At 63.9% G+C, this 22,346-nt stretch carries 24 protein-coding genes and 1 pseudogene; 13 read left to right on the top strand and 12 right to left on the bottom strand.

Annotation, left to right across the window (positions count from 1 at the left end):
* Positions 1–100: 100 nt before the first annotated feature.
* On the bottom strand, positions 101–1,234 hold the full coding sequence (locus P3T42_RS11865; RefSeq protein WP_074295156.1) for an acyl-CoA dehydrogenase: 1,134 nt from the start codon (positions 1,232–1,234) through the stop codon (positions 101–103).
* A gap of 292 nt (positions 1,235–1,526) precedes the next feature.
* Here P3T42_RS11865 and P3T42_RS11870 point away from each other — a divergent pair, with 292 nt between their 5' ends.
* A complete protein-coding gene (locus P3T42_RS11870) occupies positions 1,527–2,552 on the top strand; it encodes an AraC family transcriptional regulator (RefSeq protein ID WP_074295155.1) in 1,026 nt (341 codons plus the stop codon).
* Between the two features lie 12 nt (positions 2,553–2,564).
* On the opposite strand, the gene P3T42_RS11875 is transcribed toward P3T42_RS11870, so the two are convergent.
* Both P3T42_RS11875 and P3T42_RS11880 read right to left on the bottom strand, forming a co-directional pair.
* Positions 2,565–3,986, bottom strand: a complete 1,422-nt coding sequence (locus P3T42_RS11875) for a DHA2 family efflux MFS transporter permease subunit (protein ID WP_429306140.1) — start codon at positions 3,984–3,986, stop codon at positions 2,565–2,567.
* 118 nt (positions 3,987–4,104) lie between these two features.
* Complete coding sequence (locus P3T42_RS11880; RefSeq protein WP_074295153.1) at positions 4,105–5,019, bottom strand: HpcH/HpaI aldolase/citrate lyase family protein; 915 nt, start codon at positions 5,017–5,019, stop codon at positions 4,105–4,107.
* Positions 5,020–5,183: 164 nt separating this feature from the next.
* Here P3T42_RS11880 and P3T42_RS11885 point away from each other — a divergent pair.
* From P3T42_RS11885 to P3T42_RS11910, 6 genes and pseudogenes are all read left to right on the top strand, one after another.
* Positions 5,184–5,291: pseudogene (locus tag P3T42_RS11885) on the top strand (IS5/IS1182 family transposase); the annotation flags it as partial.
* A gap of 95 nt (positions 5,292–5,386) precedes the next feature.
* The gene (locus tag P3T42_RS11890; protein ID WP_429306141.1) at positions 5,387–6,982 is read left to right on the top strand and encodes an NfeD family protein; all 1,596 of its coding nucleotides are present in this window, start codon (positions 5,387–5,389) and stop codon (positions 6,980–6,982) included.
* A gap of 14 nt (positions 6,983–6,996) precedes the next feature.
* Positions 6,997–7,770: a slipin family protein gene (locus P3T42_RS11895; RefSeq protein WP_074295151.1), complete on the top strand. Its 774-nt coding sequence runs from the start codon at positions 6,997–6,999 to the stop codon at positions 7,768–7,770.
* Between the two features lie 31 nt (positions 7,771–7,801).
* Positions 7,802–8,065: a DUF4148 domain-containing protein gene (locus tag P3T42_RS11900; RefSeq protein ID WP_074295150.1), complete on the top strand. Its 264-nt coding sequence runs from the start codon at positions 7,802–7,804 to the stop codon at positions 8,063–8,065.
* A gap of 469 nt (positions 8,066–8,534) precedes the next feature.
* Positions 8,535–9,836: an NCS2 family permease gene (locus P3T42_RS11905; protein ID WP_074295149.1), complete on the top strand. Its 1,302-nt coding sequence runs from the start codon at positions 8,535–8,537 to the stop codon at positions 9,834–9,836.
* Between the two features lie 164 nt (positions 9,837–10,000).
* A complete protein-coding gene (locus P3T42_RS11910; protein WP_429306142.1) occupies positions 10,001–10,531 on the top strand; it encodes a cytochrome b in 531 nt (176 codons plus the stop codon).
* A 53-nt stretch (positions 10,532–10,584) separates the two neighbouring features.
* Here P3T42_RS11910 and P3T42_RS11915 read toward each other — a convergent pair whose 3' ends face one another.
* Positions 10,585–10,875: a DUF1488 domain-containing protein gene (locus P3T42_RS11915; RefSeq protein WP_074295147.1), complete on the bottom strand. Its 291-nt coding sequence runs from the start codon at positions 10,873–10,875 to the stop codon at positions 10,585–10,587.
* Positions 10,876–11,187: 312 nt separating this feature from the next.
* On the opposite strand from P3T42_RS11915, the gene P3T42_RS11920 reads away from it, so the two are divergent.
* From P3T42_RS11920 to P3T42_RS11930, 3 genes are all read left to right on the top strand, one after another.
* On the top strand, positions 11,188–13,245 hold the full coding sequence (locus P3T42_RS11920; RefSeq protein WP_429306143.1) for a sigma-54-dependent Fis family transcriptional regulator: 2,058 nt from the start codon (positions 11,188–11,190) through the stop codon (positions 13,243–13,245).
* 154 nt (positions 13,246–13,399) lie between these two features.
* On the top strand, positions 13,400–14,539 hold the full coding sequence (locus P3T42_RS11925) for a VIT1/CCC1 transporter family protein (protein ID WP_429306144.1): 1,140 nt from the start codon (positions 13,400–13,402) through the stop codon (positions 14,537–14,539).
* 71 nt (positions 14,540–14,610) lie between these two features.
* A complete protein-coding gene (locus P3T42_RS11930) occupies positions 14,611–14,922 on the top strand; it encodes a 2Fe-2S iron-sulfur cluster-binding protein (RefSeq protein ID WP_429306145.1) in 312 nt (103 codons plus the stop codon).
* Between the two features lie 221 nt (positions 14,923–15,143).
* On the opposite strand, the gene cysC is transcribed toward P3T42_RS11930, so the two are convergent.
* From cysC to P3T42_RS11945, 3 genes are all read right to left on the bottom strand, one after another.
* Positions 15,144–15,899 (bottom strand): adenylyl-sulfate kinase, encoded by a 756-nt coding sequence (cysC, locus tag P3T42_RS11935; protein ID WP_429306146.1) that lies wholly within the window; start codon positions 15,897–15,899, stop codon positions 15,144–15,146.
* A 246-nt stretch (positions 15,900–16,145) separates the two neighbouring features.
* Positions 16,146–16,340: a YqaE/Pmp3 family membrane protein gene (locus P3T42_RS11940; protein WP_074295142.1), complete on the bottom strand. Its 195-nt coding sequence runs from the start codon at positions 16,338–16,340 to the stop codon at positions 16,146–16,148.
* A gap of 50 nt (positions 16,341–16,390) precedes the next feature.
* Complete coding sequence (locus P3T42_RS11945; RefSeq protein ID WP_253190031.1) at positions 16,391–16,582, bottom strand: DUF1653 domain-containing protein; 192 nt, start codon at positions 16,580–16,582, stop codon at positions 16,391–16,393.
* Between the two features lie 197 nt (positions 16,583–16,779).
* On the opposite strand from P3T42_RS11945, the gene P3T42_RS11950 reads away from it, so the two are divergent.
* Positions 16,780–16,998 (top strand): hypothetical protein, encoded by a 219-nt coding sequence (locus P3T42_RS11950; RefSeq protein ID WP_074295141.1) that lies wholly within the window; start codon positions 16,780–16,782, stop codon positions 16,996–16,998.
* 153 nt (positions 16,999–17,151) lie between these two features.
* Here the strand turns inward: P3T42_RS11950 and P3T42_RS11955 are convergent, their stop codons facing one another.
* Positions 17,152–17,319: a hypothetical protein gene (locus P3T42_RS11955; RefSeq protein ID WP_171991613.1), complete on the bottom strand. Its 168-nt coding sequence runs from the start codon at positions 17,317–17,319 to the stop codon at positions 17,152–17,154.
* 202 nt (positions 17,320–17,521) lie between these two features.
* Between P3T42_RS11955 and P3T42_RS11960 the strand changes: the two genes are divergently transcribed.
* Together P3T42_RS11960 and infA are read left to right on the top strand one after the other, a co-directional pair.
* Entirely contained in the window at positions 17,522–17,803 is a 282-nt protein-coding gene (locus P3T42_RS11960) for a hypothetical protein (RefSeq protein WP_074295140.1), read from the top strand.
* 144 nt (positions 17,804–17,947) lie between these two features.
* Positions 17,948–18,220, top strand: coding sequence for a translation initiation factor IF-1 (infA, locus tag P3T42_RS11965; protein WP_042325066.1), 273 nt, complete (start codon positions 17,948–17,950; stop codon positions 18,218–18,220).
* 51 nt (positions 18,221–18,271) lie between these two features.
* Here the strand turns inward: infA and P3T42_RS11970 are convergent, their stop codons facing one another.
* The 4 genes from P3T42_RS11970 to P3T42_RS11985 are packed head-to-tail and all read right to left on the bottom strand — an operon-like array spanning position 18,272 to position 22,326.
* Positions 18,272–19,093: an IclR family transcriptional regulator gene (locus P3T42_RS11970; RefSeq protein ID WP_429306147.1), complete on the bottom strand. Its 822-nt coding sequence runs from the start codon at positions 19,091–19,093 to the stop codon at positions 18,272–18,274.
* Positions 19,094–19,125: 32 nt separating this feature from the next.
* A complete protein-coding gene (locus P3T42_RS11975; protein WP_074295138.1) occupies positions 19,126–20,031 on the bottom strand; it encodes an SMP-30/gluconolactonase/LRE family protein in 906 nt (301 codons plus the stop codon).
* A complete protein-coding gene (locus tag P3T42_RS11980; protein ID WP_429306148.1) occupies positions 20,028–20,876 on the bottom strand; it encodes a citryl-CoA lyase in 849 nt (282 codons plus the stop codon). The genes P3T42_RS11975 and P3T42_RS11980 overlap by 4 nt, the downstream gene beginning before the upstream one ends.
* 1 nt (position 20,877) lies before the next feature.
* Positions 20,878–22,326, bottom strand: coding sequence for an MFS transporter (locus P3T42_RS11985; RefSeq protein WP_429306149.1), 1,449 nt, complete (start codon positions 22,324–22,326; stop codon positions 20,878–20,880).
* Between the last annotated feature and the right edge of the window lie 20 nt (positions 22,327–22,346).

A 22,346-nucleotide genomic window follows, 5' to 3' on the forward strand; every position in this document is an offset into this window, starting at 1 on the left:
ACTCTGGTCCCATGCAGTCTTATCGCAATCGATCGGAGTAAGCGCTTCAGCGCTTACTCCAGTCTCTTTTCTTGCGCTCAATTGGCGGTTTATTCTGCGCTCAAACGCTCCGCGCAATCACCATTCTTTGTACTTCGCTAGTCCCCTCGTAGATCTGCGTAATGCGCGCGTCGCGATAGTGGCGCTCGACCGCGTAGTCCTCCAGATACCCATACCCGCCGTGAATCTGGATCGCCTTCGAACAGACTTCCTCGGCCATCTCCGAGGCATAAAGCTTGGCCTGCGACGCTTCGGACAGACACGGCTTGCCCGCGCTGCGCAACCGCGCCGCGTGATGCACCAGCAGGCGCGCCGCGTTCAGGCGCGTGGTCATATCCGCCAGCATATTGGCGACGCTCTGATGCTCCCTCAAGGTCTTGCCGAACTGGACGCGCTCGCTGGCATAGAGACGCGCCGCATCGAAAGCCGCCCGCGCGATCCCCAGCGCTTGCGCCGCAATGCCGATCCGTCCGCCTTCGAGGTTCGACAAGGCAATGCGCAACCCCTCGCCGCGCTGGCCAAGCAGATTCGCCTCGGGCACGGCGCAGTCGTCGAACGCGATCGGACAGGTATCCGAGGCGCGAATGCCCATCTTGTGTTCCGGCGGCCCGACGTTGAAGCCGGGCGTATCCGTGGGGACGATAAAGGCGGAGATGCCCCGCTTGCCCAGTTCGGGATCGGTGACGGCGAACACGATGGCAATGTTCGCCCGCGCGCCGTTGGTCACGAACTGCTTGTTGCCGTTGAGAATCCACTTGCCGTCGCGCAGCTCCGCGCGCGTGCGCAGATTGTTGGCCTCCGAGCCGGCCTGCGGTTCGGTCAGGCAGAAAGCGCCGATCCGGCGTCCCGTGGCGAGATCTTCCAGGTACGCGTCTTTCTGCGCCTGGGTGCCGAAGTTCAGGATCGGACCGCAGCCGACCGAGTTGTGCACGCTCATCAAGGTTGCGCACGAAGCGCAACCGGCGGCGATTTCTTCGAGCGCCAGCGCATAGGCGATGTAGTCGGTGTACGAGCCGCCCCAATCGGACGGCACGATCATGCCGAGGAAGCCGAGCTCGCCCATCTGTTTGACGACCTCGTCCGGCAGTTGCGCGTCGCGGTCCCACTGCGCCGCGTGCGGCGCGAGGCGTTCGACTGAAAAGTCGCGCGCCGCGTCGCGGATCATCCGTTGATCGTCGGTGTAAAAGTCGTCCATGATGGGGCCTCGCCTCTGCGTCAATGTAAAGACCAGTGTAGGCAAGCTGCTGGACAGGTTCGATGCTCTGCCCGATCATTCTGCGTGAGCGAATTTGCCATACCGGCATAATCGTGCAAGCCCGGCGGGCGCGGATTCATGCGGCCGGCATCAGCCGGCACGCGGATCGCTGAGCGCGTTTGCCAGCCCAGCGTTTGCCGCGTGTCTGCCGCGCAGTTGCCCGCCTCGTATTCGCCGGCCCCGTGTTTGAAGCAGGTTACCCGGTCCAAACCATGCAACCCGATTCGATTCAATGACGCCGAAACACGACAAAGGGACGATCTCGCTGAGCCTCGTCGAAGAGACGCTGGCGCTCGCCCGCGCCCGCGGCCTCGATGTGCGTCCGCTCGTCGAAGCGGCCGGCATTGCGCCGCAAATACTGGCCGCGCCGAAAAGCCGGGTGTCGTCGGCGCAGTACGGCGCGCTCTGGGCCGGCATCGCGCGGGCGCTCGACGACGAGTTTTTCGGCCAGGACTCGCATCCGATGCGCTCCGGCAGCTTTATCGCCATGACCCAGTGCGCCTTGACGGCACGCAACGGCACCCAGGCCCTGTCACGCGCGCTCGGCTTCATGCGCCTCGTACTCGACGATCTGAGCGCACACCTCAGCCCGGAGCCGAACCGCGTGCGGATCACCTTCAGCCATCGCGAAGGCACGCCGCAGCCGACCATGTTCGCCTACGCGACCTACTTCATCCTGGTGTACGGGCTGGTGTGCTGGCTCGTGGGCCGGCGCATTCCCTTGCTGGCCGCGCGCTTTCGCTGCGCCGAGCCGGCCGCCGCGCAGGAATACCGGCTGATGTTCTGCGACGACATGCGCTTCGGCCAGGAGGCCTCGTACGTCGACCTGCCGCCGGAATTTCTCGAGTTGCCGGTGATCCAGACGACCCAGACGATCAAGCCGTTTCTGCGCGACGCGCCCGGCAACTTTATCGTCAAGTACCGCAATCCCGGCTCGCTCGCCGCACGGGTGCGCAAGCTGCTGCGCACACTGCCGATGGCCGGCTGGCCCGCCGCCGATCAGATGGCGCTGCGCCTGCACGTCGCCGAGGCGACCATGCGGCGGCATCTCAAGCAGGAGGGTTATACCTACCAGTCCATCAAGGACGATCTGCGGCGCGACATCGCCATTGCGGAACTGCAGGACAGCCGGCGCAGCATCGCGGAGATCGCCACCCGGGTGGGATTCGCCGAACCGAGCGCGTTCCATCGCGCCTTTCGCAAATGGACCGGCATGCGGCCAACCGATTACCGGCTCGCGCGAGGAGTCGCGGAATAGGAGCAAGGCCAATCACTTTTCAGATAACTTTTCATCGCTCGACGGCGGCCGGCCCACTCTCGCAGGCACCGGCCCGATAACGCGCGTCGCCGCCAGCTTGCCGAACACGAAAGCAGACGCAATCGTGACGGCTCCCACAATCAAAAAGCTCAACTGAATCCCGAGCGCCGCGGCGCCGAGCCGCTGCTCGAACAGGCTCGCGAATCCACCGCCGACCGAAATGCCCAGACCGATAGCCAGCATCTGCACCATCGAGAACAGGCTATTGCCGCTGCTGGCATCGTGGCTGGACAGATCTTTTAACGTGACGCTGTTCATTGCCGCGAACTGCATCGAATTGGCGGCGCCGAATGCCGCCAGTAGTGCAAGGTCGACGAGCAATGGTGTATCCGGCGAGATGGCCGCGAATCCGAAGATGGTCGCGCCGACAACCAGCGTGTTGATCTTCAGGAACGACACATAGCCGAAACGGCGGATCAATGGTGCAATCCAGCGCTTCGCCAGCACACCCGCGAGCGCCGCCGGCAACATGACGAGACCTGCATGCAACGGTGAATAGCCGAACCCGAGTTGCATCTGCAAGGGCAACAGAAAAGGCACCGCGCTCGTGCCGATCCGGCAGACCAGGTTGCCGATCAGCCCGGTGCGGAAGTTCCGTTCGGCAAACAGATCCAGGCGGAACAGCGGCCTCGCATGCCGTCGCGCGTGCACGACGTAAGCTGACACAGCGGCAGCCGCGCCGAGCCCCGCGATGAGCGTCCATGTCAGATGATTCGTCCCGGCCGTCACATCGATCGCCAGCGAACTCGCGAGCATGGCGAGCGACAGCAATGCACAGCCCCGGTAGTCGAATGGGTGCCGCTCGCCCAGCCGGTCCGACGGCAAATAGCGCAGCGATGCAAGCAACCCAACCGCGCAAATCGGCACGTTGACCAGAAATATCCAGCGCCACGACCACGTCTGCGCGAACCAGCCGCCAAGCGTCGGCCCGACGAGCGGGCCGACCTGGCTCGCGATGGAGATGAACGCCAGCGCGGTGACGTACGCCTCCCCCGGTACGCTGCGCAGCACCGCGAGCCGGCCGACCGGCAGCAGCATCGAGCCGCCGATGCCCTGCACGATGCGCGCGACCACGAGTTGGGACGAGGTCTGCGATGCCGCACAGGCGAGCGAGCCGAGCGCGAACACGAGGATCGCGGCAAAGTACACCGAGCGCGTGCTGTACCGGTCCGACAGCCAACCCGAGAGCGGCGTGAGCATCGCCATCGTCAGCGTGTAGGCAATCACCACCGAGCGCATTGCCAGCGCGTCTTCGCCGAACGCCTGCGCGATCGACGGGAGTGCGGTGTTGACGATCGTGGTGTCCAGCGCCTGCATGAAGAAGCCGGCGGCTACGACCCACAGTAGCCCTGATTGGGAGGAAGTTCGCATCATCGTGGAAAGCCGGGCTCGAAAAGAAAGCGGCAAGGGACGGCCGCACATGTGTCGCGCGGCCGCCCGGCGAGCGCGGTCCGACGCGATGGCCGGCGCGCATCCTGAGGTTGTCAGCGCTTCACGCCGCCACGGCGTGCGCCCGTACGCCGTACCACTTCGCCCGGTCGATGATGTTGGAGGCCCAGCGATAGTGCGTTGCCGGCTCGCACATCGCGTCGTTGAACTTGAACACGGCGGGCGCGCCTTGCTCCACGATCAGCCGGGCACAGTCCAGATCGTTCGAGCTGACCCGGAACGCATCGTTGATCGGTTTGATCTGCGCCGGATGAATCGCCGTCTTGCCGACTAGTCCATGCGAGATGTCCAGCCTCAACTCCTTCTCGAGCAGCTCGGGCATGGCGATCTGCTCGAAGACAGGGGCGGTCAGCGCGAAACCCTGCGCGCCCATGATGCCGGCAAGCATCGGGATCACGTAGCCCATCGGCGTGTCGTACAGCGTGAACATCCGATGTCGCCGCAAGCCCAGGCAGCCGAGCAGATCGTTCGCGCCGATGCGCAACGCAAGAATGCGCTCGTCGAAACCCGCCTTGAGCGCCTGCCCAAGTTCAGCGGCGGTGCTGGGATTGAACGCCTCCGCGGTCTCCAGCGTCGGCATCACCAGCAGATCCGGGTTGGCAACGGACGACACCCAGTCCACCGTATTCTCGAGGCGAAGCTTCGGAATGACGAAACCGTCGACGTGACGGATCAACAGCCAATCGTTAAGCATCGCCGACATCTCCGCATTGCGCGGTCGAACGAACAACAGCGGTCCCCCCTCGGGACGCCCACCCTGTATGTCAATGCCGGCCAGCAATTCTCCAAGGCCGCGCAGAGCGATTTCAACGTCTGACTCCGCTACCGAATCCTCAAGACAGACGACCAGGGAGCGCAGGTCAGTCACCTTTTTCTTCAGGACGACGTCTAACAGATCCGTTCTGGTTGCGGGCATGTAAAGCGTCGCGCCCAGCGAAAAAGGAGAGCACTTTTTCATCTTTCCACCTCAATTCGATCGGTTCAATGGAAGGTGTCTCCTTTCATGCGTATTTAATATGGTGTTCAATACGATTAACGACGAATCCATACGAATACATTACAATAAACTTTCAGTTTACATTCATCAACCTGACAGATCAGACAGTTGACCCGGATGTATCGAAGCGGGTGGCACGCGACTACGAATGCCTGCCCGAAACCTTCGCAGACCTTCACTTCGTCGTTTCCGCCAGGCTCGTTCATGCAGGACCTATTAGGCAAAGCTCCTAACACGCTCTAAGCTGTAAGCAGCAGGCCTGCCCTTTTTTCGGCCCGCGCCGCCTGAGTCCGTTTGATGTTCGTGGCGGCGCCCTCGGCCGTCCGCGATGAGAACGTACCGGTTTCTCCCGTTTCGGCAATCCGGCCCGCGCCGCCGGCGTATCCCTGGCGGTGTAGCGGTCCGGTTCCTGCGCGGCCTCACCGCGCTGGGATTCGTGCTGGCGTTCGCCGGCGCCCTCCCCATCGGCATTGAAGCCGCCGCGGCGCCGGGCGGGGTCGTCGTGATTCCCGTCAATGGCGCGATCGGCCCTGCGAGCGCCGACTTCATCGGGCGCAGCCTGCAACGCGCGGCGCAGGACCGGGCGCAACTGGCGGTGCTGCAACTCGATACGCCCGGCGGGCTCGACACGTCGATGCGGCAGATCATCAAGGCGATTCTGGGCTCGCCCGTGCCGGTGGCCGCTTTCGTCGGTCCGAGCGGCGCGCGGGCCGCGAGCGCCGGCACCTATATCGTCTATGCCAGCCACATCGCGGCGATGGCGCCCGGCACCAATCTCGGTGCGGCGACGCCGGTACAGCTCGGCTTGGGCGGGGGTGGCGAGCCGCCGGGACAGGGCGCACCGGGCTTGCCGGATTTGCGTCCAGGCGGACAAGGGGCGGCGGACAGCGCCGGAGCCTCTGCTGCTGCAAGCGCGTCCGTGGCAACAGGCGCATCCCGCGCAGCGGCAACCTCGAACGCGGCTGCCGGCGATGCCAACGCCCCTGCAACCGCGGTGCCTCTCGACAGCCAATCGACCGAACTGCGCAAGCAGGTCCACGACGCGGCCGCCTATATCCGCGGCCTCGCGCAACTGCGCGGCCGCAACGCCGACTGGGCCGAACGCGCGGTGCGGGAAGCCGTGAGCCTGTCGGCCAACGAAGCGCTCACGCAGCATGTCATCGACCTGACCGCGCGCGACGTGCCCGACCTGCTGCGCAAACTCGACGGCCGCACGGTCAATACCGTGGCAGGCGACCAGCGGCTGAACACAGCCAATGCGCCCATCGTCACGCTCGAACCCGACTGGCGCAGCCATTTCCTCGCGGTGATCACCGACCCGAACGTGGCGCTGATTCTCCTGATGATCGGCATGTATGGCCTGTTCTTCGAGTTCGCCAATCCCGGCTTCGTGCTGCCCGGCGTGGTCGGGGCCATCAGCCTGCTGGTCGGTCTGTTTGCGATGCAGATGCTGCCCATCAGCTATGTGGGGCTCAGCCTGATCTTTCTGGGCATTGCCTTCCTGATTGCCGAGGCGTTTCTGCCGACCTTCGGTGCGCTGGGCTTCGGCGGCATCGTTGCGTTCGTGGTCGGCGCGCTGATGCTGATCGATACGGATGTGCCGGGTTACGGCATCCCATTGCCGGTAATCGCCGCCGTCACCGCATTCAGCGCGCTGTTCGTCTTCACCGTGTCTAGCGTCGCGCTGCGCGCCCGGCGCCGGCCGGTCGTGACCGGTTCGGAAGCGCTGATCGGCAGTCTTGGCGTCGTGCTTGGCGAGGGTCTCGTACCGCACGGCATCACAGGCACCGGCGAAGGCTGGGCCCAGGTCCATGGCGAGCGCTGGCAGGTGCGCAGCGCGGCGCCGCTCGCGCCCGGCCACGCGGTACGCGTCACGGCTCGACGTGGGCTCACGCTCACGGTGGTGCCGGCGGAAAAACCATAACAAGGGGAACGCTCATGATTGGATTCACATTCGGCTTCAGCAGCATTCTGATCGTACTGATCGCCATTCTGATTGCTTCGTCGATCCGCATCTTTCGCGAGTACGAGCGCGGTGTCGTCTTCATGCTCGGACGCTTCTGGAAGGTCAAGGGGCCGGGCCTCGTGCTGATCATTCCGATCGTCCAGCAGGTGGTGCGGATGGATCTGCGCACCGTCGTATTCGACGTGCCGCCGCAGGACGTGATTACGCGCGACAACGTCTCGGTCAAGGTCAACGCGGTGGTGTATTTCCGCGTCGTCGATCCGGAGCGGGCGGTGATTCAGGTGGCGAAATACTTCGAGGCCACCAGTCAGTTGTCGCAGACCACCCTGCGCGCGGTGCTCGGCAAACACGAACTCGACGAACTGCTGGCCGAGCGCGAACAGCTCAACGCCGATATCCAGAAGGTGCTCGACGCGCAAACCGATGCGTGGGGCATCAAGGTGGCGATCGTCGAAATCAAGCACGTGGATATCAACGAAACGATGATCCGCGCGATTGCCCGCCAGGCGGAAGCCGAACGCGAGCGGCGCGCCAAGGTGATTCACGCGGAAGGCGAATTGCAGGCCTCGCAGCATCTGCTGGAAGCGGCGCAGACGCTGGCGCAGCAACCGCAGGCGATGCAGTTGCGCTACCTGCAGACCCTCACGACGATTGCCGCCGACAAGAACTCGACCATCGTATTTCCGTTGCCGATCGATTTGCTCAGTGCGGTGCTGGACCGGTTCGGCAAGCCGTCAGCATCGTAGGTTGGTCCTGATTGCTCCACAGGAGCCTGTTATGAAAACCCTTTCCCGTATTACCCTGGGGACGCTGCTCGCCGCGTGCTGCGCGGCAACGGCGTTTGCCCAGACCGCTCAAGGGTCGTGCAATCCGTACGCGGCCAAAACCCGCGCCGAAGTCAAGGCGGATCTCGTCCAATGGCGCGCAGCGGGCTACGAACCGCTTGACTGGATCAACTATCCGGACAACGCTCAACGCGCGGGCCGCATCGTCGCGCAACAGCGTGCGGCGACGGGAAGTATGGGCGGCTGCGCGCAGTAGGCGGGTGGCGGTGGGTGGTGCGTCCGGCGCGGCTTTCGTCCCCCTCTCGCTTCAGGCGGCTTTCGTGCCTCATGCGCCTCATGCGCCTCATGCGCCGCCCGGCAACGCGACCGCCATAACGCCGGCAGCCATTGACTGCGCTATCGGCAACGGACTTGCCGCGCCGCCTCGCGCGCCGGCAAGGTATCATCTCGCCCCTTCGATACCGCACGCCGACACCATACCGATACGGGTAGACGCCGACGCGCGGAATCCGCGCGGCTACGGCTAAACGCCCCCCGGGAATAAGCCTGTTTACCGCGCGCAACTGTTGCATCGGCTCCACGCCTACCGTCCCGGTACGGTACTTCACCGCCAATCGTGACTACAATCCGCCCGTAGCGCTTTGCGAGCGCCTGCCTCCCTGTGAAGCGGCCGCGCCTTTCGACCACCACAACACACCACGTCACCCCGACCCGAGACTCGCCTCATGGACTTCGTAAAACGATACTTCGGCTTCGACGAAGCTGGCACCAACCTGCGTACCGAACTGCTCGCGGGCCTGACCACCTTCCTGACGATGGCTTACATCATCTTCGTCAATCCGGCCATTCTCGGCGACGCGGGCATCCCCAAAGACGCCGTGTTCGTGGCGACCTGTCTTGTCGCGGCGCTAGGCTCGATGATCATGGGCCTGTACGCCAACTATCCGATTGCCTGCGCGCCGGGCATGGGCCTGAACGCCTACTTCGCCTACACCGTGGTCAAGGGCATGGGCTTCACGTGGCAGGCCGCGCTGGGCGCCGTGTTCATCTCCGGCTGCCTGTTCATGATCGTCACGCTGTTCCGGGTGCGCGAGGTGATCGTCAACGGCATTCCGCATTCCATCCGCATCGCCATTACGGCTGGCATCGGTCTCTTTCTGGCAATCATTTCGCTGAAGACGGCCGGCGTGGTGGTCGGCAATCCGGCAACGCTCGTGACCCTCGGCAATCTGCACGATCCGCACGTGATTCTCGCGGTGATCGGCTTCTTCGCCATCGTCACGCTCGACTTTCTGCGGGTGCGCGGCGCGATCCTGATCGGCATTGTGGGCGTGACGGTACTGAGCTTTTTCTTCGGCGGCAACCAGTTTCACGGCATCGTCTCGGCGCCGCCGTCCATCGACGCGACGCTGTTTCACCTCGACATTCGCGCCGCCCTCTCGACCGGCGTACTCAACGTCATCCTGGTGTTCTTCCTCGTCGAGCTGTTCGATGCGACCGGCACCCTGATGGGCGTCGCCAACCGCGCCGGCCTGCTGGTGGAAGGCAAGATGCACCGTCTGAACAAGGCGCTGCTGGCCGACAGCACCGCCATCCTCGCGGGTTCCCTGCTGGGCACCTCGTCGACCACCGCGTACATCGAAAGCGCCTCGGGCGTGCAGGCGGGCGGCCGCACCGGCGTCACCGCCATCACCGTGGCCGTGCTGTTTCTGGCCGCCCTGTTCTTCGCCCCGCTCGCGGGCGTAGTGCCCGGCTACGCGACCGCGCCGGCCCTGCTCTACGTGTCGTGCCTGATGCTGCGCGAAATGGTCGACCTGCCGTGGGACGACGCCACCGAAGTCGTCCCTGCCGCCCTCACGGCGCTGCTCATGCCGTTCACCTATTCCATCGCCAACGGCGTGGCGTTCGGCTTTATTTCGTACGCCGGACTGAAGCTGCTGACCGGCCGCGCGCGCCAGGTCAAGCTGGTGGTGTGGATCATCGCGGCGATTTTCCTGTTCCGCTACTTCTATCTCGGCGCGGAGTAAGCCGCCTCGCCTCAGCGCCGGCAAAACCGGCCCGCGCTGAGGATTGAATTATCGCCGTTTGCGGTCTGGATCAACATTAGCCGTTCGGCCAGTTCTCGTTTCCGGCGCCGTTGATTATCATCCGACCATTACAACAACAGCCCCACCCGACCACAGGAGTCCACATGTCCTTGCAACGCGGCCCGGATCGCTATTCGCAACCGGCCATTTTCTTTCATTGGGCGATTTTTCTGCTGGTGGCGCTCGCGTATCTGGCCATTGAAGTGCGCGGCCCGAAAGGCACCGAGAGCCGCGCCGTCTGGACCAGCGTGCACTTCTGGGCCGGCACGCTGGTGCTGACGCTGGCTGTCGCGCGCCTTGGCTGGCGTCTATGGACACCGGCGCCGCCCGAGATCGATACCAACCGGCTGCTGGCGTTTCTCGCGCGGCTGGCGCATCTCGCGCTCTACCTGTTTATCTTTGCGCAGCCGCTGCTCGGAATTCTGATGGTGAATACCGGTGGCCATCCGGTAACGCTCGCGGGGCTGAACCTGAATCTGACGCTGGTCGGCGCCGACCCGGCCGCACGGCCGCTGCTCAAGACTGCGCATGTGTGGATCGGCAATGCGTTTTATTGGGTGATCGGCCTGCACGCGCTGGCCGCAATCGGCCATCACGTGCTGCTGAAGGATCGCACACTGCGGCGCATGATCTGACGCGGCGAGCGCCGCGCCACCTTTAGTTCCCCTTAACGACTGCGAACGGCGCTTTAGTTGCGCCAGTTCGCTTCGTAGAACCGCACATAGCCGCTGCGCAGAACGAGACATTGCGCGCGGGTTTCCGACAGCAGGCGGCGCGTCGCCGCTTCGATGCGGGTACGATGCTCGGCGAAAGCGCCCACCATGTCTTCGAGACGCGGTGAGGCGGCGCCATAGTGGTCTTCGAGCGCCTCGGCGGTGATCATGCACTCCACCCTTTCACCGTCGACCATTGCCGGGAACGCCAGGGTAAGTTCGCGCCCCGAATATTCAGGGGTTTCGTTCGGGAAAATGATCTGCATGGGATTCGCCTTGGTTTGACGGGTGGATCGCTCGGGGGCCGCGCACGCCTTTTTCGTTGCCTCCCTCCGTGGTCGAGGCGCGGGCTACAAGCAACCGCAAATAGGTGTGCACGCACGCCAGTCACGGTTGATTTCATTCACTTTAGACGAGTTCCGGCGCGCCGCAAGTTTTCTTCTGGATAAGGTGATCTGGCGCAGCCGCGCGCCTCAATCCTGTAAGATGAAATCTTCGGCCGCGCGGCATGCTGCGCTGCGGGATGGCAACAGGCGGGCAACGTACCCCCTGCGTCGAAATCCAACCGGAGACGAGCAGTGACCCATCGCCCTGGCACGCCCCCTACGGCGCCTATGGCTGCCCGCCCCTTGACGGGCCAGCCCGACGTGATTGCGCAGGCGCACGCGCGCTCGCTTCAAGTGGGACTGCGCGCCTCAGAGACGCCCGATTTCCACCCGTTGCGCGAACCGGCGCTGCGCGATCTGGTCGGGCGCAATCATTCGCTCTATACGCACGCGCTGCCGGTCATGGAGACGCTGCACGCGCAGATCGTCGATACGCAAAGCATGGTGTTGCTCACCGACGATCACGGCGTGATCCTGCATAGCCTCGGCGACAGCGACTTTATCGAAAAGGCCAACCGCGTCGCGTTATGTCCGGGCGTGTCGTGGGCCGAGGCGGATCGCGGCACCAACGCAATCGGCACGGCGCTGGTCGAGCGTCAACCGACAGTCGTGCACGCCGACGAACACTTCCTGCACGCGAATCGCATCCTCACCTGCTCGTGTGCGCCCATCGCCGATCCCTACGGCCGCGTCATCGGCGCACTCGACGTAAGCGGCGACACGCGCGGTTTCCATAAGCACACGCTGGCGTTGGTGCGGATGTCCGCGCAGATGATCGAGAATCATCTGTTCTCCAACCAGTTTGCCGACGCCGTGCGCATTCATTTCCATGCGCGCGCCGAGTTCATCGGCACCCTGGTTGAAGGGCTGGCGGCGTTTGCGCCTGACGGTACGTTTCTGTCGGCGAACCGCAGCGCGCTGTTCCAGTTGGGGCGGCCGCTTGCTGAGCTGCAACGGCAATCGTTCGACGAACTGTTCGGCATGGCGTTTCCCGCCTTGTTGCAGCAGGCGCTCTGCGCGCCGGGCGAATGCATGACGCTGACGCTGCCAAGCGGAGTACGCGTGATCGCCCGCGGCGAATTTGCCGCGCCTCGCCAGTTGTTGCCGGCCGCCGGCCTCGGCGCAGACGCAGGCATCGCCGTCGCAATACGTCCCGCTACACGCGCAGCCGTGCCGGTACCGGTAATGACGCTCGCCGCGCTCGACACCGGCGACGCACAGATGGCCGCCATCCTGCGCCGGGTCGAAAAAGTCCGCGGCCGCGACATTCCCATCCTCGTGCTGGGCAAGACCGGCACCGGCAAGGAGTGGCTCGCGCGCGCGATCCATCACGATTCGCCGCGCCGCACGGCGCCGTTTGTCGCGCTCAACTGCGCATCGCTGCCCGACACGCTGATCGAAGCCGAGCTGTTCGGCTATGAGGACGGCGCGTTTACCGGCGCGAAGAAGCGCGGCAGCGTCGGCAAGATCGTGCAGGCCGACGGCGGCACGCTGTTTCTCGACGAAATCGGCGATATGCCGCTGGCCCAGCAGGTGCGGCTGATGCGGGTGCTGCAGGAGCGCACGGTGACGCCGCTCGGCAGCACGCGGGCGATTGCGGTCGATCTGCGGATCGTCTGCGCGACCCACCGCGATCTGCGCGCCATGATCGAAGCCGGCACATTCCGCGAAGACCTGTACTACCGTATCAACGGACTCGTCGTGACCTTGCCTGAGCTCGGCGAGCGCACGGATCTGCCGGAACTGGTCTCCTACATCCTCGAATCGCAGCGCGAGGGAGAACGGGTGCCTGTGCGCGTCTCCGCGACCGTACTCGAGCGTTTCAGGCGTTGCCGCTGGCCGGGCAATCTGCGGCAACTCGCGAACGTCCTGCGCACGGCCGGCATCATGGCCGAGGGCGCGCAGCAGATCGAAGTCGAGCATCTGCCCGACGATTTCCTGCACGACTGCGACGCCGTGGACGGCGCGACCGGCACTCAGCAGGCGAACCGCTCGCAGCAAGCAGACCCCGGAGACACGCTCGCCTCACCGGCACACTCGTCGGCGCAAGGAAACAGCGTGGCCGACCAGCGTGGCCACGAAACCGCGCCGCACACACAAGCTTCGCCGGCACGCATGGAAGACTGGCAAACCACGCTGATCGCGCAGACGCTCTCGCGCCATGGCGGCAACGTCTCGGCCGCCGCGCGCGAACTCGGCCTTGCGCGCAATACCGTGTACCGGTATCTGCGTCGCGGCCAGACGCATTGACGCGAGCGCCGGCGGCGATCGATAGCATCGTTGGCCCTGTTAGCGCAATTAGAAGCATTGGCATTCGCAGTCAAACTGCGTCGTGGGGACTTCGCCATCCGATACGCCGCGCCGGGTTAAGCTTCGACGCTGACCCCGCGCGCATCTGTCATCCATGGCCTCCCAACACGAACTCAAACGCTACCGCACCAACCTCGCCGACGAACTCGACAGCGCCGCGCTGTACGAAACGCTCGCGCATGTCGAGAAAGATACGGCGCGCCGCGACGTGTTTCAGCAGCTCGCCGATTCGGAGCGCGAACACGCTCAGGTATGGCTCGACAAGCTGCACGCCAACGGCATCGAAGCACGGCTGCCGCGGCGTAGCGTGAAAACGCATCTGATGCGCGCACTCGTGCATACCTTCGGCCCATCGTTCGTACTGCCGGCGATCGCCGCCATCGAAAACGCCGACCGCAACAAGTACGCGAACCAGCCGGACGCCGCGCGTCTTTCCGCCGAAGAGCAGCATCACGCGGACGTGGTGCAGGCAGTCGTCGACGCGGCCCGAAACGGCGCCTCCGACGCCGAATCGAAAGGCGCGCAGATCGCCAACGCGGAGTCGTGGCACAAGGGCGTGCGGTCCGGCAACGACTTGCGCGCGGCGGTACTCGGCGCGAACGACGGCCTCGTGTCGAACTTCTGCCTGATCATGGGCGTCGCCGGCGCGGGCACCGGCAACAAGGCGATCCTCCTGACCGGGTTTGCCGGCCTGATTGCGGGGGCGTGCTCGATGGCGCTCGGCGAATGGCTCTCGGTGACGAACGCGCGCGAACTGGCCCGCACGCAGATCGCCAAGGAAGCCGACGAGATCGAACATACGCCCGACGCCGAACGCCACGAACTGGCGCTGATCTATCAGGCGAAGGGGATCGAAGCGGGCGAAGCGCGCCGCATCGCCAGCCAGATCATGCGCGACAAGGACAAGGCGCTGGATACGCTGACGCGCGAGGAACTCGGGATCGATCCGGCCGAACTCGGCGGCAATCCGTGGTCGGCGGCGGGGGTTTCGTTCTGTCTGTTTTCGCTGGGCGCGATTTTTCCGGTGCTGCCGTTCCTGTGGGCCCATGGCCTGCAGGCGATCCTGCAATGTGTCGCCTTGAGCGGCGCCGGGCTGGCGGCGGTGGGTGTGTTCACCTCGCTATTCAATGGCCGCGGGGCGCTCTTGTCGGCATTCCGGCAGATCGTGATCGGCCTGATTGCGGCGGCGTTTACGTTCGGCGTCGGGCGGCTGCTCGGGGTGTCGATTTCATGACGCCGCCGCTGCGGCGCGCGCCGGCACGACGAGTCTGCGGTATCGTGGCGGGCTGACTCCCGTTTGAAGCCATGTCCGACACCAAGCCCCCCTTTTCGGTGCGCGTCGAGCCGCTCGGATGCACGTTCGAAGCCCCCGACTCGCTGACCGTGCTCGAAGCCGCCGGCTTCGCCAATCTGCGTCTGCCGCGTTCGTGCCGCAACGGGACGTGCCGCACATGTCTGTGCCGGTTGGTCAGCGGGACGGTGTCCTACACCATCGAGTGGCCAGGCGTGTCGCGGGAGGAGAAAGCGGAGGGGTTTATCCTGCCCTGCGTGGCGGTGGCCGCGTCGGATCTGGTGATCGAGGTGCCCGATGCGGCGGAGATTGGTCCACCTGCTTAAAGCTCGCCGTGATCAAACAGCACGCGGCCGTCGCCTGAGACGCTCGCCCAGGCACCGCACACAAAAAACCCCCAGTCGCCTGTTCAGGCAACCGGGGCAACTCTCTCACGCGCAGCGGACTTCCAGCACGCAACGCTAATTTAGCGGCTTCTGCTCTTCAGATTAACCGCCCCCGCTGCAAGAGTCCTTTCCTGAGCATTCGCCTCAGACCTTGATCCGGGTCACGATGTCACCCGCCTGCCGGTGCTCTTGACGCCGCCCGTTCGAACGCTTTTTCCCAGCCGCAGGATGATGGTGGCGACGGCGCTCTCGACCCGGCAACGCGAAGTCTCGATGACCAGATCCGGGTTGACCGGCACCTCGTAGGGCGACGACACGCCGGTAAACTGCGCGATCTTGCCGATCCGCGCCTGCGCATACATGCCCTTCGGATCGCGCTGAGAACACACATCCGCCGACGCCGAAATAAAGGTTTCCAGAAAGCTGTCGCCTACAATCGCGCGGGCCATCTCGCGCTGGATCGCAAGCGGCGAGATCGTGGCGACCACCACCACATGTCCGGTCTGCTGGAACAGTCTGGCGACATGAGCGATCCGGCGCACGTTTTCGATGCGGTCCGCATCCGAAAACCCCAGATCCGAACACAGCCCCTCGCGCAGGGTGTCGCCGTCGAGCACCACCACTTTCGCGCCCTCGCTCTGCATGGCGGCGTGCAGCGCCTGCGCGATGGTGCTCTTGCCGGCGCCTGGCAAGCCCGTCATCCAGACAACCGGTGGCAGGTCGGCAGTCGTCAATCCGTCGTTTGCGTTCATGGAATCGCGTCCAGTCTGTTTCGGTCCAACTTTAACGTTTGCGCTTCCATTTTCCGTCGCTGAAAAAAAGTCATCCTTTACGGAAAATTTCAAACAGCCCTTCTGGAAGACGCGCCAAGCCGGCCCGAACTGAATGGGCAATAGAAAGCAGACTAGTTCATTCACACAAGCTGAACACTGTGTTGTCTTTTGGGGTGATTTTCTAATCCGGACAACGGACTACACTCACAGCACTCCATCATCGCGAATGCCATCATGCTGCTCGCATTTTTTATCCTGTCACCGCTCGGCATACTCGCGCTGATCGGATTCGCGCGCCGCGTGCATCCCATCACCGGTCAGATCACCGGCGGCGAGTAAAAACGTAAAAGCGGTTGCGTTCAGGTCCGGCAGGGAAAATCCGCCGGGGACTTACCGGCGCGCCCCGAGCGCGCGTTCGATTTTCTGATCGGTCTTGTACTGGCTCAGCGCGTACACCGACCAGATTGCCGCCGGAATCCAGCCAATCAGCGTGATCTGCAAAATCAGGCAGATGATCCCCGCGAACGGACGGCCGATCGTAAAGAACTGGAGCCACGGCAGGATGATGGCAAGCAACAGGCGCATGCAGATGTCCTCATGAGATCCGGCTGACCCGCCCACGCGTGGCGCCGGGATCAGTTGATTGGAGCGAAGCGCGGTACCTTGCCGCCTTCAAGTTCGACCAGCTCGAAAAATACCGAAGCCGGACGTGTCCAGATCGTACCATTCGCGGCCCGATAGACGATCATCGTGACGCTCGGATCCGACTCGAGCGTCGCCTCGCAGATCAGTTCGTAGATGCCGCCTTTGTAATGCTGATAGCGCACGGTCGCGCTCCTTTGGATCGCGGTTGAGGGAAATACAGCGCGGGAAAAACGCGCATCGTACGCGAGCCGCGCCGCATCCGCGAGAGAGGCGGTCTTGCATGCACCTGTGGACTAGCGGACACGCGTGCATTTTTGTTCGCTTGGCGGGCAGAATTTTTTCGTGCGATAAAAGAAGAACCTATTCCACGGAGCAACAGATGGCCACGCTAGAAGCGTTTCGCGCCGTGCTTGACGATGAAGGCACGCCCGAAATCATCCGCAATCACATCATCGATTCACTGCAATACACGCTGCGCAATCACGGCCAGATTTTTACCTCGAAGGAAGTCGAATGGCTCGCGGTCTGGGACGACGCGCGCATTCCGCTTGCCGCCTCGCGCGAACTGAAGAAACGCGTCGCGGAAACGACCCGCTAACCCGAAACCTCCACCCGGGCCCGCCAGCCTCTCGCTGGGGCCCGTCCCACAAGGCGTTCGCTGTGCCCGGCACGGGCGGCGGCGCCCTTTTCGGCAACGTTTTTCCGCCCGCCGGCGTCCGCCCGGCAGTTTTTGCTATCCAACCTGGCCCATTTAGTGCATCATATTGAAATAGCTGTATTCCGCCGCATCTGCAGTATCAGCAGCAGCATTTAGCATCTCCGCACCACCCCCGACAGTTCGACCGCCGCCCGTCGGCGATCCCGTCACTCCGGCAATGCGCAGCACGCATTCGCCGTCGCGAGTTGTGCAGTTTTTCATGCGCCTGATGTCTGCGCGACATTAGCGCGTTTCTTCTCCATCGAATCCGCGATTTTGCGCGGCTGCGCTCAAGCCCCCTGCCATCGGGCCTGTGCCACTCATTTTCCATGGCGGCGCGCCCCAAGGCGCAGCGCTGCCGGGCCTGTTGTGCCGCGCGTAACACGCGTGACACGCCAGCCACGTATTACAGGACAAGGACTTAATGAATTCAGTTGTCAAGACCTACAAGGGCTACGAAATCCATCCGCTCGTGTACCCGCGCCGCCCCGCTGACGGCACGACCAGCCGCAATCCGGACGCAGGCTACGACGCCTCGGTGCGCATCTGCCGCGTCGGCGCCAATCCGGCAGCCGACGGCCGGGTGTTCCGTCTGCCGTATCTGTGGCCGTTCGAAGGCACGGGCAAGGCCCGCATCGCGTGCATGGCGCACGCCGAACAGTTGATCGACGGCCGCGTAGACGGCCAGTCGGTCGCCGATCTTTGATCGGCAGCTCCACCTTCGCCGCGCGCGCCCTGAGCGCTGCGCCGCGCCATTCTTCGCGGGTGCGCCACCCGGCTGCCCGCGCTACCGCATCACAAGCTTTGCCGTTAAGCAAAGCGCCCTTACCCCATCGACCAGGAGTTATGCATGGCGAAAGAAGAACTGCTTGAACTTGACGGTATTGTCGACGAAGTACTTCCGGATAGCCGTTACCGCGTGACGCTCGACAACGGCGTCGTGGTTGGCGCTTATGCGTCCGGACGCATGCGCAAGAATCACATTCGTATTCTCGCGGGCGACCGCGTGACGCTCGAGCTGTCGGTCTACGATCTGACCAAAGGACGGATCAACTTCCGTCACAAGGACGAACGCGCCTCCGGTGGCGGCGGCGCCCGCAATACGCAGTTCCGTCGTCGTTAAAAGCGGCGGCACGTTTGCCGTCGCGTTGACGGCCCGCTTACGGCCCTACCGCTAGCGGAGCTTTTCGCGCGCCTTCTCCGGCTTGAGCAATGCCAGAGCGGCGCGCAGCGGGGTCGCATCGCCGCCGAGCTGTTCGCTGGCTTCAATTGCGGTCTCCAGCATCGGCTGACGCATCCGCAGCATCAATGCTTCGTCGACACGCGAACGCGGCCCAGCCAGCGTGAACGTGCCGGCAAGCGGTTGTGCCGCCGAAAACACCGGCGCCGAAATGCCCGCCGTTTCCGCATCCCGCTCCCCCACCGACATGTAATAGCCGTCGTGGCGGATTCGTTCGCACAACTCTCCCCGCCCGTCGCCGAACGCGCTCAGCACGCGTCCACCCGAGCCTTTGTCCATTGGCAGGACGTCGCCTTCGCGGACGTGATCGCGGATCGCATGCGTCGAATCGACCCGATGCAAGCAGACCCGCAGGTCCTTCTGCCGCACGTAGAACGACACGCTTTCGCCGCTGGCGTCGCGCAGACGGCGCATCAACGGCAGGACGACATCCCCGAGTTGCAGGCTGCGCTGGTATAGCGCGCCGAGTTGCAGCGTGGCCGGGCCGACGAAGTAAAGACCGTCGTCCGAGCGCAGCAGCATGCGGTGATGCGCGAGCGACGCGATCAACCGCAGGATCGTGCTTTTGTAGAGCCCGGTACGGGCGGCCAGTTCGGCGAGCGACACCCCTTTGTCGTCCGGGCGAAAGGCGAACAGGATGGCAAAGGCGCGATCGAGCGCGGCGACACCATCGGGGGCGCTCGACGGCCCCGAGACGGCTTGCGCATCGTCAGCGGAGGCGGGACTGGAGGCGCTGGAAGAACGGGAAGAGGCCATTAGTGCTGTGTTATGCCTGACAGAACATCATTTTACCCGCCCAGGCCCGGCGTATTCCACTGCGTCGTCAAGACCGACCCGCTGCTCGAATCCGTGATGAACAAGGTGCTGTGGTGCGCGCCGCCAAACGTCACGTTGGTGATCGTACGGCCCGCGCACGATTCGATCCTGGCGATGCCCTCGCCATGCGGATTGAGCACGAACACCGCGCCGAGCGATGCATGCGCCACAAACAGATTGCCGTCGCGGTCCATCGTCAGGCCGTCCGGCCCGCTCACGCCATAGAACTGCGCAAAGCGGCCCACCTTGCTGGTGCTGCCGTCCGCCAGCAGCGGCAGGCGCCACACCGAGTTATCGCGCGTCATGGCGACAAACAGGACCTTTTCGTCGGGACTCAGCACCAGTCCGTTCGGGCTTGGGCCATTCGAGATCAGACAGTCGAGGCGGCCATCGGGACGCAGCCGGTAGACGCGCCCAGTGGGATCGTGCAAGCCCGTCTGGCCTTGATCGGTAAAGTAGAGATCGCCGTTGCTCGCGACGATCAGATCGTTCGGCCCTTTGAAGCGTTCGCTGTTGCGCCGTGCGATCACCGGCGTAATGGCCCCACTGGCGGGATCGAGCGCGAGAATGCCGTTCTTGTAGTCCGCAATCAGCACGCGGCCGTCGGGATGCCATGCCAGTCCGTTCGGCTCGCCGTCGTATTCGGCCACCACGCTCCATTCGAGCGCCGGCGAAATCCGCATGATCCGTCCGTGCGGAATATCGACGATATACAGATTGCTCTCGCGGTCGAAACACGGACCTTCGATAAACGAATCCACCACCGCCCCGCCCTTGTTGGCGCGCGACCACTCCGTCACCTCATGACGGCGCAGCGTCTGCGGCATGGCTGTATGAACCGCGGTCCCGACGACGGGTGGAGTTGGATTCCAGTTCATTGCCCTTCCTCCTCGACATGCCGCGTGGCATGCCCCGTATAGCGATACGGCATCTGCCGGGGCATGGGCCCCTTGTTGCGCTCGCCGCGCCCGCGCTGCTCCCACGCATGCGACAGAATGCCGACCGCGCGTGACAGGCAGAAGACGCCGCGCGCCAGTTCCGGCGCGAAGCCGAGTTCGGCGTAGATCACGGCGGTGGCGCCGTCGATGTTCATCGGAATCGGCTTCGATTTGCGCCCTTTGAGCAGGGCTTCGATGGCGCGTGCAATCGCGGCGTATCGGCCGGAGACCACGCCTTCGGCGGCGGCTTCGTCGACCATCGCCAGCAGGCGGCCCGCACGCGGATCCACGGGATGGAACCGATGTCCGAAGCCCGGCAGATATTTGCCATGCGCGACGATAAAGGCGTCGATGGACGACTCGACCGCTGCTTCCAGCGATGCCCCGTCCGCCTGCGCCCGTTCGACGATGTGAAACAGCTCGACGGTCTGCTGCCCGGCGCCGCCGTGGACATCGTCGAGCGTATTCAACGCCGAAGCCATCGCGCCGTTCAGCGGCAAGCCGCAACTCACGGCCATGCGCGAAATCGCAATCGAAGGCGCATGCGGACCGTGATCCACCGACGCCACCAGCGCCGCCTCGAGCAGACGCGCTTCGCCCGCGCCCGGCAATTCGCCGCGCAGCATCAGCCAGATCATCTGCGGAAAGCTGATCGCGCCGATCAGCTCCTGAATCGGATAGCCGCGCACCTGGATCGAGCCCGGGTGAATGTCGATGATCGACGTGCTCCAGTAATCGGCGGCGAGGGCGGCGGAATCGATAGGTGTACTGTTCATGGCGGTCATTTCAACGGTTGATATCTTCGAGTGCGAGACCTTTGGTGGCCGGTCCCATGATGCCGATCAGCAACATCACAAACACCATGCAACTGCTGATCATGACGAACACGCCGTTCGCGCCGAAATCGCGCAGAAAGAACGCAACCAGAAAGCCCGAGAAAATCGCGCTCAGACGGCTCCATGAGTAGACGAAGCCAATTGCCCGTGCGCGGATCTCGGTGGGGTACAACTCCGACTGATAGGTCTGAAACGAGTACGTCATGATGGTCAGCGCGAGGTTCATGCAGAAGCCGAACACGATCAGACCGAACGATCCGGTTTGCTGCGCAAAGGCCAGCCCGAATACGGCGATCGCACCCGACGCGCCCACCAGGCTCCACTTGCGTTCGATCTTGTCGGCGAAGTAGAAAAACAACGCCGGCCCGAGCGGCAGCGCAATCGACATCAGAAACGAGTATTGCAGACTGTGAACCAGATTGATGCCCTTGCTGGTGAGCAGCGAAGGAATCCAGTTGCTGAAGCCGTAAAAGCCGATCACCGAAACCGCGTTATAGACCGACATCATGATCGTGCGCTTCAGATACGGCGCCCTCAGGATGTCGCGAAAGCGCCGCTCGACGGTCGGCGCGCTGTGCGTATGCGGCACGGGCGACGGCAACGGCTGTCCGTATTGACGTTCGACGACGCGCTCGATGTCCTGCGTGACCCGCGCCGCTTCATCGAGGCGCCCACGCGTCACGAGCCAGCGCGGGCTTTCGGGGATACCGAGCCGGATCACCCATACAATCGCCGCACCGGCCGCGCTTGCGAGTACCACCCAGCGCCAGCCGTCGAGACCGAACGGTTGCTGCGGCACCAGCCACCATGACATCAGCGCCACCACCGGCACCGCGCAATACGGCACGATCTGCGTGATGGCAAACGCTCGGCCACGCAGATCCTTCGGCATCAGTTCGGCCACATAGGTGTTGATGGTCACCATCTCGACGCCGAGTCCGATCCCCGCGAGCAGGCGGAACACATTCACGCCAAGCGCGCTTTGCTGAAACGCCATCAGAATGCTCGCGAGCGTATAGGCCAGCAAGGCCACCACGAAGATGCGGCGGCGGCCGTAACGGTCGGCGAGAAAGCCGAGTCCCATGGTGCCGATAAAGAGGCCGAGAAACGTCGCGGCGACAAAGGCCGCGATACTGTTCATGGCAAAGATCGAGGTGGACGTCTTGACGAACAGACCGCTCACGATCAGCCCCGGCGCGATATAGCCGGTCATAAACAGGTCGTAGAACTCGAAACAGCCGCCCAGCGACAGCAGAAACACGATCTTCCAGATATGCCGCGTGGCGGGCAGGCGGTCCAGCCGCGCGACAATGCCGCGCGCCTGGGACTCCTGATCGGCGTTGTGCTCTACCGCGTTCGCCAATCCGGCGCGCGCCACGGCATTCGATGCTTGTCTCATGGTCTCCTCCAATCAGATCT

The organism is Paraburkholderia sp. GAS38 (genome assembly GCF_050434965.1).
GTDB lineage: Bacteria > Pseudomonadota > Gammaproteobacteria > Burkholderiales > Burkholderiaceae > Paraburkholderia > Paraburkholderia phenazinium_A.